This window comes from Kineococcus sp. GCM10028916 (assembly GCF_042674865.1).
Lineage (GTDB): Bacteria > Actinomycetota > Actinomycetes > Actinomycetales > Kineococcaceae > Kineococcus.
Genome location: NZ_JBHTFM010000021.1, coordinates 306,487 through 319,945 on the forward strand (window position 1 = coordinate 306,487; position 13,459 = coordinate 319,945).

Annotated in this window: 9 protein-coding genes and 1 tRNA gene; 2 read left to right on the forward strand and 8 right to left on the reverse strand. The window is 75.1% G+C overall.

From position 1 onward, the window contains the following. Positions 1 to 28 precede the first annotated feature (28 nt). Positions 29 to 1,834, forward strand: a complete 1,806-nt coding sequence (locus ACFQ46_RS23335) for a diguanylate cyclase domain-containing protein (RefSeq protein WP_380262556.1) — start codon at positions 29 to 31, stop codon at positions 1,832 to 1,834. Between the two features lie 383 nt (positions 1,835 to 2,217). Here the strand turns inward: ACFQ46_RS23335 and ACFQ46_RS23340 are convergent, their stop codons facing one another. The 7 genes from ACFQ46_RS23340 to ACFQ46_RS23370 all read right to left on the reverse strand — a co-directional run bounded on the left by ACFQ46_RS23340 (position 2,218) and on the right by ACFQ46_RS23370 (position 12,460). Then, entirely contained in the window at positions 2,218 to 3,450 is a 1,233-nt protein-coding gene (locus tag ACFQ46_RS23340; RefSeq protein ID WP_380262559.1) for an App1 family protein, read from the reverse strand. A gap of 10 nt (positions 3,451 to 3,460) precedes the next feature. Further along, positions 3,461 to 4,438, reverse strand: coding sequence for an NAD-dependent epimerase/dehydratase family protein (locus tag ACFQ46_RS23345; protein WP_380262561.1), 978 nt, complete (start codon positions 4,436 to 4,438; stop codon positions 3,461 to 3,463). Next, complete coding sequence (locus tag ACFQ46_RS23350; protein ID WP_380262563.1) at positions 4,435 to 7,146, reverse strand: alpha/beta fold hydrolase; 2,712 nt, start codon at positions 7,144 to 7,146, stop codon at positions 4,435 to 4,437. The genes ACFQ46_RS23345 and ACFQ46_RS23350 overlap by 4 nt, the downstream gene beginning before the upstream one ends. Next, positions 7,143 to 8,195, reverse strand: coding sequence for a 3-oxoacyl-ACP synthase III (locus tag ACFQ46_RS23355; protein WP_380161836.1), 1,053 nt, complete (start codon positions 8,193 to 8,195; stop codon positions 7,143 to 7,145). The genes ACFQ46_RS23350 and ACFQ46_RS23355 overlap by 4 nt, the downstream gene beginning before the upstream one ends. Before the next feature lie 136 nt (positions 8,196 to 8,331). Further along, on the reverse strand, positions 8,332 to 10,419 hold the full coding sequence (locus ACFQ46_RS23360; protein WP_380262565.1) for a transglutaminase family protein: 2,088 nt from the start codon (positions 10,417 to 10,419) through the stop codon (positions 8,332 to 8,334). Continuing rightward, entirely contained in the window at positions 10,416 to 11,465 is a 1,050-nt protein-coding gene (locus tag ACFQ46_RS23365; protein ID WP_380262567.1) for a DUF58 domain-containing protein, read from the reverse strand. Before ACFQ46_RS23365 ends, ACFQ46_RS23360 begins: the two co-directional genes overlap by 4 nt. Further along, on the reverse strand, positions 11,462 to 12,460 hold the full coding sequence (locus ACFQ46_RS23370) for an AAA family ATPase (protein ID WP_380262569.1): 999 nt from the start codon (positions 12,458 to 12,460) through the stop codon (positions 11,462 to 11,464). Before ACFQ46_RS23370 ends, ACFQ46_RS23365 begins: the two co-directional genes overlap by 4 nt. A 164-nt stretch (positions 12,461 to 12,624) precedes the next feature. Here ACFQ46_RS23370 and ACFQ46_RS23375 point away from each other — a divergent pair. Further along, positions 12,625 to 12,709, forward strand: a tRNA-Leu gene (locus tag ACFQ46_RS23375). A gap of 259 nt (positions 12,710 to 12,968) precedes the next feature. Here ACFQ46_RS23375 and ACFQ46_RS23380 read toward each other — a convergent pair. Continuing rightward, entirely contained in the window at positions 12,969 to 13,370 is a 402-nt protein-coding gene (locus ACFQ46_RS23380) for a hypothetical protein (RefSeq protein ID WP_380262571.1), read from the reverse strand. Positions 13,371 to 13,459 lie beyond the last annotated feature (89 nt).

Consider the following 13,459-nt stretch of genomic DNA (forward strand, 5'->3'; position numbering starts at 1 on the left):
TCCGGTGGCCAACGGTGGGGGTGGAGCGATGACGGCGGCGCCGTCCACGAACACGTCGGACGTCACGGCACCCCCGGTGCTGCCCGTCCCGGTCCTGGTCGCGGCCATGGAGCGCTCCGGTCTGGCCCTCGCGGTGCTGGACGCGGACGGCCGGCTCGTCCACGTCACCCACGGCCTGACCCGCATGCTGGGCGTCAGCGCGGAAGACCTCCTCGGCCAGCACCGGCTGCAGTGGTGGCTGGGACTCTCCGTCGTCCTCCTCCCCGAAGCCGAGTGGCACGGGCACGACGACCGCGACGCCCACGACGACCTGACACCCGCCCAGCGGGCCGTGCTGTCCGGGGCGATGCCCACCGGCCTGGACGTGCTGAGCGCGATCCGCAGCGGCGACCTCGACGTGGACGTCGACGTCGCCCGCTCCGACGGCCAGCTGCTGGTCGCCCACGTGCACGCCTCCGCCACCGGTGACGCGGGCGGCGGGGCCGTCCTCGTCGTGCGCGACGTGACCGTCGAACGCGCGACCCGCCAGCAGCTGCGCACGCTGCTGGCCCGCCAGGACGCGGTGATCGCCGCCAGCCCCGACACGATCTACCGCATCAACCTGCCGCAGCGGGTCGTGGAGTGGACCAACGCCGGACCGGCCTCGCTGCTGGGGCTGCCCAGCGCCGACGGCGACGTCGCGCTGGACGCGATCCACCCCGACGACGCCCCGGGCGTCGTGCGGGCCCTGGAGTGCCTGGGCGGTGCGGGTGCGGGCGAGATCGTCGAGTGCACCTACCGCGTCGTCGACGGCTACGGCGGTGACCGGTGGGTGCACACCCGGTCCACCGTCTCCGACCGTTCCGCCGTCGGGATCCCGGTGCGCGTCGTCGGCATCGCCCAGGACCTCACCGAGACGATCACGACGATGGACGCGCTCGCCGGCTCGGAACGACGCTTCCACGAGATCTTCGCCCGCGGGCCCGTCGGGATGCTGCTCTTCGGTCTGGAGGGCTGGGTCAGCGAGGTCAACGACGCGCTCTGCACCTTCTGGGAACGCGACACCGCGGAACTGATCGGCGCCCCGGCGGGGCAGTTCCTCGACCCCGCCGGTCCTACCGAGGGCGCCCGCCCCAGCGCGGAGGAACGCGACGAGCACGCCCGCGCCGCCGCCGAGCTGGAGGCCCTGGTCTCCGGCGCGGTCGAGGTCGTGCACCGCGAGCGGCGCTACGAGCTGCCCAGCGGCAAGGTGGTGTGGGGCCAGATCTCGCTGTCGCTGACCTCCAGCAGCTCCGGTGAGCCGGCCTTCCTCGCCTTCGTCGAGGACGTCACCGCCCGCAAGCGCGAGGCCGAGCAGCTCGAGCACGCCGCCCTGCACGACCCGCTGACGGGGCTGCCCAACCGCGCCAAGGCCGAGGACCAGCTGCGGACGGCGATCTCGCGGACCCGACGCCGCGGCGGGGGCTGCGCGGTGCTCTTCGTCGACCTCGACCACTTCAAGGACGTCAACGACAACCTCGGTCACGCCGCCGGGGACGCTTTGCTCGCCGACGTCGCCGACCGGCTGCGGGGACTGCTGCGGGCCGGGGACATGGCCGCCCGCATCGGTGGTGACGAGTTCGTCCTGGTCTGCGAGGACGTCGCCGACGCCAAGGCGTTGTCGTCGATCGCGGACCGGGTCTGCGAACGCCTCAGCATCCCCGTCGACCTGGGGATCCGGACGGTCACGGTCAGCGCCAGCATCGGCGCCGCCCGCACCGACGGGGAACTCGGCCCCGAGGAGCTGCTGCGCGCGGCGGACCGCGCGATGTACCGGGCGAAGGCGGCCGGACGGGCGTGCTGGCGCGCGGCGTGACGCTGTGTCACGTCGCGGTGACTGAGGCGGCGTTCGGAGGCGGCATCCGGGTGTGTTCGGTCACTGCGTGATGAACCTCACCCCCGATCGGCTCAGCGCGGGATTCCCCTGCCCGGGCTGATCGGCCATCCTGGGGTGAGACCCGCCACCGCTCGGTGAAGACAGTGTCGTCTGTGGTCGACCAGAGGCACCGTCCTGAACGAGGAGGTCGTGAGATGAACGACAGCACCACGCGCAACGGCACCAACGACGTCGTGATCGACGTCCGCGAGATCGAGCTGACCACCGTCGCGAACCCGCGCCGCATCCAGCTCTGAGCTCCACCACGAAGGCCGGTCCCCGCCACGGGGGCCGGCCTTCGTCGTTCCCGTTCCTCGTTCCCGTCAGGGGGCGGTGAGGATCCCCGCCCGGTACCAGTGGTGCAGCAGCTCGTAGCCGTTGTCCCCGGTCACCCAGGGGACGGGGGAGTCCGCCGGCATCGCGGTCGGGGCCAGCGGGTGCCCCCCGGCGAGGAGCTGCTCGGCGGGGGTGAGGCGGCGGATCGCGACCCCGGCCACGCGTTCGGGGGCCGCGGCGAGGAACTCCGCGTACAGCGTCGGGTCGTGCTGGCCGTCGTCCCCCACCAGCAGCCACGTCACCTGCGGCAGCTCCCGGGCGAGGCGGGCCAGCGACTCCCGCTTGTGCCCGGGCCCGTCGCGGAACCACCCGGTGTTGGTGGGACCCCAGTCGGTCAGCAGCAGCGGCCCCTCGGGGTAGCCGAAGCGGCGCAGGAACCGGGTGAGGGTGGGCGCGACGTTCCACGCCCCGGTCGAGAGGTACAGCACCGGCGCGCCCGGGTTCTCGGCCACGACCTGGCGGTACAGCTCGGCCATCCCGTTGACCGGGACCCGGGCCCGTTCGTCGAGGACGAAGGAGTTCCAGGCCGCCACCAGGGGACGCGGCAGGCGGGTCACGACGACGGTGTCGTCGATGTCGGAGAGCAGCCCGAGCGTCGGTTCGGGACCCACGACGATGACCCGTGAGGTGCCGGAGTGGCGCAACACGTTCTGCGGCGGCAGTTCCGCACCGCCCTCGGTGTCGTCCTCGACGAGTTCGACGTCCTCCGCGGTCTCGTCGCCGGCGTCCCCGGCGTCGGGGCCGACGGTGAGGACGACCTCGTGCTCACCCGGGGGCAGGTCGATGCGGACGACCTCGTCGACGTAGCCCTCGCGGTTGGTGCGCAGGAGGCGCTCGTGCTCCCCGATGCGCACCGTCACCTCGGCGTCGGCGATGGGGACGGTGAGGAAGTTGCGCCAGCCGCGCACCACCCGCAGACCGTCGCGGGCGTTCTCGGCGGGCGTCTCCTCCCGGCCCAGCAGGACCCGCCCGAGGACGCGGACCCAGCCGGGCCCGCCGTAGCCGGGGTAGGCGATGGCGCGGGCGTGGTAGCCCCGCCGCCGCAGCCGCGACCCGGCGAGACCCTTCACGGCGTCCTCGATGCGGGCGGCGCGGTGCAGGCCGTGCTCCCCGGGGCGGGCGGCCAGGTCGAGGGAGCGGAGCTCCTCGAGGTCGCGTCGCGCCTCCGCGACACGCCGGGCCCGTCGCTGTGCGCCGGTGAGAGCGGGTCGGTTGATCACCTGGTGGACCCTAACGGGCGGGGAAACCTCCGGCGAGGCGGTCGAAGCCCTCGTCGAGGCCGACCCGCGGTTCCCAGTGCAGCAGCTCCTTGGTGCGGGCGATGTCGAACCAGTGCGCGGTGGAGAGCTGCTCGGCGAGGAACCGGGTCATGGGCGGCTCGTCGGGCAGCCCGAACCGCGTCCAGACCCGTTCCACGAGCGAGCCCGCGACCTTCGCGACGGCGGCGGGGACCCGCCGGGTCGGGGCGGGGACCCCGGCGGCGCGGCAGATGCGGGCGAAGACCTCGCTGACGGTGCGGGGTTCGCCGTTGGTGACGACGAACGCCTGCCCGTGCACGCCCGCGTCGGTGACGTGGTCCAGCGCCGCGAGGAGCGCGTCCACGGCGTTGTCGACGTAGGTGGTGTCGATGAGGGCGGTCCCGTCGTCCAGCAGCGGCAACCGGCCCGCGCGGGCGCGGTCGGCGATGCGCTGCACGAGCTGGGTGTCACCGGGGCCCAGCACGATGTGCGGGCGGACCGCGCACACCGCGAAGGTGGGGGAGTCCGCGGCCAGGGCGAGCAGTTCCGCCTGCGCCTTGGTCACGGCGTAGGAGCCGTGCGCGGCGGCCGGGTCCGCGGGCGTCGTCCCGACCCCCACGAGCGCGGACCCGGCGTGGGCGACGGAGGGCGAGGACACCATGACGAAGCGGGAGACCCCCGCGGTGCGGGCCGCGGCGAGCAGGTTCGCGGTGCCCTCGACGTTGGTGGCGACGTACTCCGGGTGGGGTCCGGTGACCGACACCTTCGCCGCGAGGTGCACGACGGCGTCGACCCCGGCCACGGCGCGGGCGCACGCGTCGGCGTCGGTGACGGACCCGAGGACCTCCTCGAAGCCGGCCAGCCCGGACGGACGGCGCTGCAGGACGCGGACGTCCTCACCGCGGGCGGCCAGGGCCCGCGCGGTCTCCCGGCCCAGCATGCCGCTGGCCCCGGTCACGAGGACCTTCACGTGAGCTTCCCCGCCTTCTCGCCCGCGAGGACGCTCTCGGCCCAGGTACCCACCCGGGCCCGGTCGATCTTGGAGTTGTGGCGCACGTCGGTCGGCAGCGCCGGGACCAGCAGCAGCGCGACCAGGTTGCGTCCGGTCGCGGTGCGCACGGATTCCGACAGCCCGGGGTCGGCGACCGTCGTGCGGGTCACCGCGACGTCGCCCTCACCCTCGGCGACGACGACGAACTGGCGCGCGGCGCGCGGCCCGATCCCCACGAACGCGGCCCGCGCGACGCCTGGCACGGATTCCGCCCGCTGCTCCACCCCGACGGGGGTGACGACCTCGTCGGCGCTCACGACGACGTGGGCCAGGCGCCCCTCGATCCAGACCCGCCCGGCGGCGTCGAGGTGGCCGACGTCACCGGTGCGGTGCCAGCGCCCCGACCGGACCTGCCCGAGCAGCGTCGGGGAGGGACGGACGTCGACGCTGGCGGCCTGGGTGAACCACAGCTGGTCGTAGTGGTCCTTGACGTGCTCACCGCCGACGACGACCTCCCCCACGACTCCGGCGGTGGTGACGAGGTCGACCCCCGCGTGCCCGTCCCCGTCCAGGGGCGCGATCGCGATGACGACCCCCTCGACGGGAGTGCCCACGCAGATGCCCTCACCGGGACCGGCGGCCAGGACGTCGGAGAGACCCACGTCGGTGGCGGGCAGCACCTCGGTGGCGCCGTAGGGGGTGCGCGGGTCGGCCAGCGGCATGAGGTCTTGGACCCGCTGCAGCAGCGGCGTCGGGACGGGCGCCCCGGCGGAGAGCAGGGTGTCCACCCCACCCAGCGCCTCGCGCTGGGCGGCGCTGAGCTGCGCGGCGGTGGCGAGGACGTTGACGATGGCCGCGGGGGCGAGGAACACCGACGTCGCGCGGGCCGCGGCGACGGCGTCGGCCAACGCGGCCGCCGTCAGCGTCGCCGGCCGGGTGACGTCCATCGCGGGGACCACGCACGTCGCGCCCAGCGCGGGCCCGAACAGCGCGAACGGGGCGAACGCCGACACCAGCGGCTGGCCGGGACCGGTGCGGATGGTGCGGCCCATCGCCTGCGCGAGCTGCGCGAGCTGGCCGTGGGTGTAGACGACGCCCTTCGCGGGGCCGGTGGAGCCGGAGGTGAAGAGCACCGCGGCCTCCGCCTGCGGCGACGGTTCGGCGGGCAGTTCGAAGCCCACGGCGAGGCGGTGCGCCCCGGCCCGGGCGACCTCCAGCAACGTCGCCTCGACCCCCAGCACCTTCAGGGTGGCGTCGGAGATCTCCCCGGCGGCGATCCGGCGACCGGGCCAGCGCAGCACCCGCGCCGCGGCGAGGGCCTTCGACACCCCCACGACCCAGTCGACCCCGGCGCCGGTGACGGCGCGCGACAACCCGCGCACCCCCAGGCCCGCGTCGGCCACGACGGCGACCGCCCCGATGCGCAGCAGCGCGTACAGCGTCGCCGTCAGGTCCGCGCCCGGCGGAACGAGCAGCGAGACCCGTTGCCCCGCAGCGACACCCATCGCGGTGAAGCCCGCGGCGAGTTCGTCGGTGCGGCGCTTCAGCAGGCCCCAGGCCACGCTGCGCGACGTGCCGTCCTCCGACATCTCGATGACGGCGGGGGAGTCGGCGAGCGCCGGGTCCCCGCCCCGTTCCTCCAGCGCGGCCCACATCCGCGGCACCCGCACCTCGACCTGCCCGTCCCCGGGCTGCGGGGCGGGGTGCAGGACCCGTTCGTCCAGCCACCGCAGCACCGCGGCCGCGAACTGCGGGTCCTCCGGGGTGAGGTGGCTGGCGGTGGCGAAGCGGTGCACGTCGGCGTGCGGCACCCGGGCCCGCCAGTCGCGCAGGAACCACTCGGTGAACACCGGGTCGCGCGGACCCCACGCCACGAACGTCGGGACCCCCGCCGCGGCGATCGCCGCGACACCGTCGCTGACGGCGTCCAGCGCGGCCCGACTGGGGTGGTCGGGACCCACCGGGACGTCCGCGACGAACGCCTCGATCCCGGCCCGCTCACCGGCGTGGGCGTAGGGGGAGCGGTACGCCGCCTTCACCGGCGCCGGGAGCGCGGGGCGCGGCAGGGCCAGCGTCGTGCGCAGGAACGCGTCCGTGCGCGACGTCACGCCCGCCAGCAGCCCCGGGCGCATGACGAGCTTCAGGACCCCCGGCGCACCCGCACCGGTCGGCCAGCTCGCCGCCGTGTTCGCCACGACCAGCCCCGCCAGCCTCACCGGCGAGCCCGACCCGTGGCGGCCGCCACGGCGGGAGAGTTCACCCGCGGCCCAGCCGGAGACGACGAGACCGCCCCAGTCGTGCCCCACGGCCACGACCTGACCCGACAACCCCAGCGCGTCCACGAGCCCGGCGAGGTCCTCGACCCGGTCCGCGAGACGACGCGTCGTCCCCGTGCGCTCCGAGAAGCCCATCTCCAGCTGGTCCACCGCGACGACGCGCCACCCCAGGTGCACCGCGGAGGCGGACCGCGCCAGCCCGCGCCACAGGTAGGACCACGTCGGGTTGCCGTGCACGCACAGCAACGTCCCCACGACGTCGTCCGGTCCCGCGTCGGGGGCGGTGTCGAGCACGTGCCAGGTCCGCGTCACCCCCGCGTGGTCGACCGCCTCCACGAGACGGGACCAGCGCGGGTCGAGACCCTCCAGACCGGCCGGCGGGGTCACCGCCGGCCGCACAGCGGTCTTCACCACTCCAACTCGATCATCGCCGTGTTCAACCCCGAACCCACACCCATCGCGATCACCCGGTCGCCGGGGGACAGCTCCGGCGCCGTCGCCGCCAACGTCATCGGCAGCGAGATCGGACCGACGTTGCCCCACTGCGGGAACGTCATCGGCACCTTCGCCGCGTCCACGCCGATCCGCTCCACCAGGGTCTCGGTGTGCACGCGGGAGATCTGGTGGATGACGAACTTCTCCGCGTCGCGCCAGCCCCACAGCTCGTCACCGGCGTTGAAGGCGTCCACGACGATCTCGATGCCCTCGGTCAGCATCAGCTTCGCGTCGGTCTTCATGTGGTTCATGTCCCCGATGCACAGCTCGTGGTGGGCCGTACCCGCCCGCGACACCCCACCGACGATCCGGTGCGCCTGCGGGTGCTCGTCCGCGCGGCCGATGACCGCCGCCGCCGCACCGCAGCCCAGCGTCATCGTCGCGAACTCGTTGAGGAAGTCCTTGCGGGTGATCCCGTCGCGCTGCAACCGCGAGATCGTCCCCTCGTGCATGGAGCGCACGTCCTCCGCGCCCAGCACCACCGCGTAGCGGATCATCCCCGCGTCGATCATCGCCGAGGCCACCTGCACCCCGTTGACCCAGGCCAGGCACGCGTTGGCGATGTCGAAGTTCATCGCCGACGTCGGCAGGTCCATCCCGTGGTGCACCGACGTCGCCACCGCCGGTTCCAGGTGCGGGCGCGTCACCGTCGTGGAGATGACCACCCCGACGTCCTTCGCGTCGACCCCGGCCTCCGAGAGCGCCTTCGCGCCGCACTCCGCGGCCACGTCGGAGGCCTTCTGGCCGTCCGCCCACCAGCGGCGCTCACTCACCCCCGCGACCTTCTCCAGCAGTCCGGGGCGCAGGCGCAACCGCTCCAGCGTCCCCGACAGCACGTCGTCGAAGTACGACGAGGGCACCACCCGGGGCGCCTCGACGTGCGAGATCGACAGCAGGGCGGCGTTGGCCGGCGCGAACGTCGCGTTCCCGTGGAACGCGCGGTCCGAGGCAGAAGGGTCGTACAAGGGCTTCCCCGATCCAGAGTCGTCGGCCGCGCGGCGGTGGGTCGCCGTGCCCGGTGCACCGTCCACCGGCTGGCAGCAGGCCACCCGCGCGGCGGGCACTCAGGTTAACCGCCGACGAACGCCGCGCTCGCCGAGGTCACCCCCGAGCACCCGCCGAGCCCGCGACCCGAGCCGCCGCCAGCACCGTGGACGACGCCCGTTCCAACGTCGCGACCGCCCCCTCCAGTTCCGCCCGCGACGGCACCCGCCGGGCGAAGCAGGCCCGCTCCACCACCGCCAACGCCGCCCCCAGCTCCTCCCGCCGAGCCGCCAGCGGCCCCGCCCCCGCCGGCGTCAGCAACCGCGCACGCCACGTCGAGAGCCCCTCCGCGCCACCCCGGCGACGCTCCGGCGGCAACGCCGCGTCGAAGCGCTCCCACGCCACCAGCAGCGCCAGCACCGACGGCGACACCCCCTCGCCCCGTCGGCGTGCCACCACCGCGCCGGGAACCCCCGTCCGGGCCCGACGCCGAGCCCCCGCCCGCAGCAGCGCCCACGCACCGACGGCCACCGCCACCAGCACCACGGCCAGCACCGTGCGCGCCACGGCGCTCGCCAGCAGCCCGGCCACCGTGCGCTGCACCCACGACCACACCCGCGCCACCCACGACGGACGATCCCCCGCCACGAGCTGCGCACCCGCCGTCGGGTCCGACGTCGTCCACCCCTGCCCGGGGACCCACACCTCCACCCACGCGTGCGCGTCCGCACCGCGGAACACCCGCCGCCCACCGGCGTCGGTACCACCGCCGAAGCCCGTCACCAACCGCGCCGGGATGCCCGCCGAACGCAGCAGCACCACCTCCGCGCTCGCGAAGTGCTCGCAGAAGCCGATGCGGTCCTCGAAGAGGAACGCGTCCACCGCGTCCTCACCCGTCGCAGGCACCGGTGCGTCCAGGGAGTAGCGCGCGCTCGCGTGCAGGTGCTCGTTCACGGCCCGTGCCGCCGCCACCGGCCCGCGACCCGCCGCCAGGCGCACCCCGAGGTCGCGCACCCGCTGCGGCAGCGACGACGGCAACTGCACCCACCGCTGCTCGTCCACCGGCGCCTCCCCGGCGCCCACGCCCGCCGGCGAACCTGCCCGCGCGTCCACCGTCGGGGTCAGCGCCGACGTCACCGCGTACGGCGACCCCACCGGCCCCAGCCACGCCGCGGCCCCCGACGGCACCACCCGCAGGTCCACCCCCGGGGACGACACCGCCACCGGCGCCCCGGCGCTGAGCAGCGCCGGGTAGTCACCCGACACCGGCTCCACCACGTCCACCCGCTGCGGCCCCGTCGCGCCGTCCTCCCCGACCGCCGACCACTGCGACGACCCGTCCCCGGCCGGGCTCGGCCCCGACGACCACGACGCCACCGGCCCACCCGTCCACGTCCGCCCGTCGTAGGTGTCCAGCACCGCCGAACGCCACCACCCGGGGGAGTCCGCCGGCACGCTCACCAGTTCCGTCTGCGGCAGCTCACCGCGCGAGGACAGGTCCAGGTCACCCCCCGCGTAGGCCGCACCGGAGCGCGGAGCCGCCGACCGCTCGCCCCCCGCCGCGGAGGCCGCCGCCCGCCCCAGCGCGCCACCGGCCGACGAGGCCCCGCCACCCGCCGGCACCAGCAGGAACAGCAACACCCCCGCCACCCCGGCCGCCGCCACCGCCCGCAGCGTCCGCGCCCGCTGCGCCGCACCCCCGACCCGGTGCGGCACCGCTCCCGCGAAACCCACCAGCACCCCCGACCACACCACCGCCAACGGACCGACCAACGCCGCCACCGGCGACACCCCCGCCGCCGCCAGCACCACCAGCACCGACAACCCCAGCACCAACCGCACCTCACGCAGCGAGCGGGCGCTCGCGAACTGGCGCACCGCCAGGCACAACGCCAGCACGGGCCACAGCGCGAAGACCCCCGAGCTCGACACCACCCCCGGCAGCCAGACCGCACCCGCCCCCGCCGCGAGGACCTTCGTCCACGCCCGAGCCGAGCGCGACGACGTCGCGCGCCGCACCAGCGCCGCCAGGCCCAGACCCGCCGTCGTCGTCGCCACCCCGCCCACCGGCAACCCACCGGTCACGACCAGACCCCACGCCGCGCCCAGCACCGCCAGCGCCGCGCACACCAGCGACGCACGGCCCGCCCCGTGCGTCGCGTAGGGATCCGCCGCATCGATCGACGCCTTCGACCGCCTGCTCACGCGAACCGCCACCCCGTCCCCAGCTCGCCCACCAGCACCCGACCGTCACGACCCGCCGCCGCCCGCGCGGCCACCCCGTCCACCGGCGTCGGCCCGCCGGCCGCCGCCAGCACGTCCAGAGCCCCCAGGCCCTCACCCGACGCCCCGTCGACCACCACCCGCACCACCCGCCCCGAACTCAGCTCCCGACGCACCAGCGCCGCAGCAGAGGCCAGCAGCTCCTCCCACGCCACCCCGTCACCCAACCCGTCACCGCAGGCGGCACTACCGACCGCCACCACCAGCGGACCCACCGGCTCCGCCTCCCGCTCCACCACCACCAACCCCGCTCCCGCACCACGCGAGGGAGCCGAGAGCGCCCCCCGACGCGCACTGGCCCGCCAGTGCACCGACGACACCCGGTCTCCCCGCCGGAACGGACGCACCCCCGCCACGTCCTCCACCCCGGCGCTCGCGGGCGGGAGCGCCGGCGTCGGCGGCGTCGCCGGTGCGGGGTGGACGTGCACGGGCGCGGCGACGCGCCCGACCCGTTCCACGGTCAGCAACCCGAGGTTGTCCGCCGCCTCGACGAGGACCTCCGGGCCCGGGCTGAAGCAGCGGAGGCCGGCCTCGCGGGGAACGCGCAGCGCCACGCTCGCCCCGGCCGGGATCGCCGGCAGCGCGGTGTGACCCGCCGCGAAGGCGTCGCCGCGGAAGTGCAGGACAGCCGGGGGGAGGTCCCGCGGCCCGTGGTTGTGCAGGTGGAAGACGTGCTCCACCACCTCGCCCACCCGCGTCCGGACCGGCACCTCGACCCGCACCGACAGCGTCCAGACCCGCTGCAGCGTCGCGACGGCCACCCCGACCGCGGCCAGCAGCAGGCACGCCACCAGCGCGATCCAGCGGTTGCCGACCCCGAAGGAGAGCAGCAGCAACGCCGGCCCCGCCGCCGCGACGAGGATCGGGCGCATCCGCAGGACCTTGTCCGCGTTCGGCCGGGTCAGCAGGACCTCGCGCTCCAGAACGGGGTCAGGGCCGGGGACGGGGCCGGGTCGCGCGTCGCTCACCGGTGGATCGGCACGGCCGTGCCGGCGACGAGCCCCGCCGCGAGACGTTCCTGCGCCAGCGTGCGCGACGCCGTCCCCAGGGAGTCCGCGAACCGGTGCTCCTCCGCCGGCACCAGCCGGTGCGCGAGCACGGGCACCACGAGGGCCTGCACGTCCTCGGGCAGCACGTGGTCCCGACCGCCCAGCAACGCCCGCGCCTGCGCGCACCGGACCAGCGTCAACGCCGCCCGCGTCCCCGCCCCCGACACGATCCGCGGGTCCGTGCGCGTCGCCCGGGTCAGCCTCAGCGCGAGGTCGAGGGTCGCCTCCGCCACGTGCACCTGCGTCGTCGCCCGCTGCAACCCGATCAGGTCGCTCAGCGCCAGCACCGGCGACAACGCCTCCGGACGGTTGCCCGTCAACTGCTCCCGCAGCACCTGCCGCTCCACGTCCTCACCGATGGGGCCCAGCACCAACCGCACCGCGAACCGGTCCAGCTGCCCCTCCGGCAACGGGTAGGTGCCGTGCTGCTCCACCGGGTTCTGGGTCGCCACCAGCACGAACGGATCGGGCAACCGGTGGCGGACACCGTCCACGGTCACCGCCCGTTCCTCCATCGCCTCCAGGAACGCCGACTGCGTCCGCGGTGAGGTCCGGTTCAGCTCGTCCACCAGGACGACCGGCGCGAACAACGGACCCGGCACGAACCGGAACCCCTCGGCCGCCGGGTCCCACATCCCCGACCCCGTCACGTCCGCCGGCAACAGGTCCGCCGTCGCCTGCACCCGCGCGCAGTCCGCCCCCAGCGACGCCGCGAACGCCATCGCCATCGTCGTCTTCCCGCTCCCCGGGACGTCCTCGATCAGCACGTGCCCCCGCGCCAGGACCGCCGTCACGAGCAGCTCCACCGCCTGCCGCCGCCCCCGGACGACACGCTCGATCCCCTCCACGAGGGAGCGCGCGGCGCTCGCGGGGTCCGTGGTCGACGGGGCGGTCTCGGGCAGGGCGTGGCTCACGTCGGGGGGATCGGCACCCGGCGTGGGCCACAGGAGGTGTGGCGCAGCAGCTTCCCCCGTCCGGAGCACCCCGTCGGCCCCGGACACGTGGCGTGATCGAGGCTCCTAGCGTGCTACGGTTTTCCTCGTTCGCACCGGCCGGAAGGCACGGGTGAGCACCACTCGTCCGGGTGGCGGAATAGGCAGACGCGCTAGCTTGAGGTGCTAGTCCACGTATAGTGGGTGGGGGTTCAAGTCCCCCCTCGGACACTCGTTGAGACAGCGACGGGACAGGCTCTGACCAGCGGAAACGCAGGTCGGGGCCTTTTTCGTTCCCCGCTCCGGTCCTTCCGGCGTCCGTGGGCGACGGTGGGTACGACTGCAGTCCGGACCACGTCCGGATCCTCGGTCGTACCCGGGGACACCGGGGGACGACCTCACCGAACCACACCCGCCCCGAGGGCGCTGCGGACGAGAAGACCGCGACCGCCGACCACCGCCGACCACGGTCCCGCTCGAGGTGGGGTGGTCAGCGCCGCGCGAGGAGCGGGGCGAGTCCGCGCGCCATGTCGCGAGCGCGGGGCAGGTCGCTGACCGCGGCAGGGCGACGCACCGCCAGCACCCCCTCGCGCGGATCGGGGTCGGTGATGTCCAGCACCACGGCGCGGCCGTCGTTGAGCATGGCGTCCAGGAGGCGCTCGGCGTCAGAGGCCGCGGCGGCCACGCGGGAACGCAGCAGGTGCCCGACGGCGGTGGTGCGGGCCAGGCGCAGGAGCAGCCTGTCGTCGTCGAGGTGAGCCAGCTCGGGGCGGTTCAGCAGCATCCGGGCCAGCGCGCTGATGTCGGCGGCCGAGGCAGGCTGGGGCGTGGCGGGGCGCACGGCAGACGACCCGTTGCGCTGGGTCGTGCTCGGACGCGGGTGGTACTGCACTGGGTCCTCCTCGAACGCGGCCTGGTCACCCCGCTGCTCGTGGGCTTCCTGCTCTCCTTGCTCATCGGCGGGTGGAGCGGGTGGCACGA